The 370-nt window shown below is 67.0% G+C and carries 1 pseudogene; it reads left to right on the top strand.

Annotated features, from left to right (window positions below):
- Window positions 1-370, top strand: a pseudogene (locus tag V5E28_RS49245) (DNA-directed RNA polymerase subunit beta); the annotation flags it as partial.

Genomic DNA, 370 nt, shown 5'->3' with positions numbered 1-370 from the left:
CAGGGAGTTCTTCGGCACCTCGCAGCTGTCGCAGTTCATGGACCAGACCAACCCGCTGGCCGGCCTGACGCACAAGCGGCGTCTGTCCGCGCTGGGCCCCGGTGGTCTGTCGCGTGAGCGGGCCGGCTTCGAGGTTCGTGACGTGCACCCGTCCCACTATGGCCGGATGTGCCCGATCGAGACGCCTGAAGGCCCGAACATCGGCCTGATCGGCTCGCTGGCCTCCTACGGCCGGATCAACGCCTTCGGTTTCGTCGAGACGCCCTACCGCAAGGTCGTCGACGGCAAGGTGACCGACCAGGTCGACTACCTCACCGCCGACGAGGAGGACCGCTTCGTCAAGGCGCAGGCCAACACGGTGCTCAACTCG

It is taken from the genome of Nonomuraea sp. LPB2021202275-12-8, from assembly GCF_037044575.1.
Lineage (GTDB): Bacteria > Actinomycetota > Actinomycetes > Streptosporangiales > Streptosporangiaceae > Nonomuraea.
This window is presented reverse-complemented; position numbering and strand designations above follow the sequence as displayed.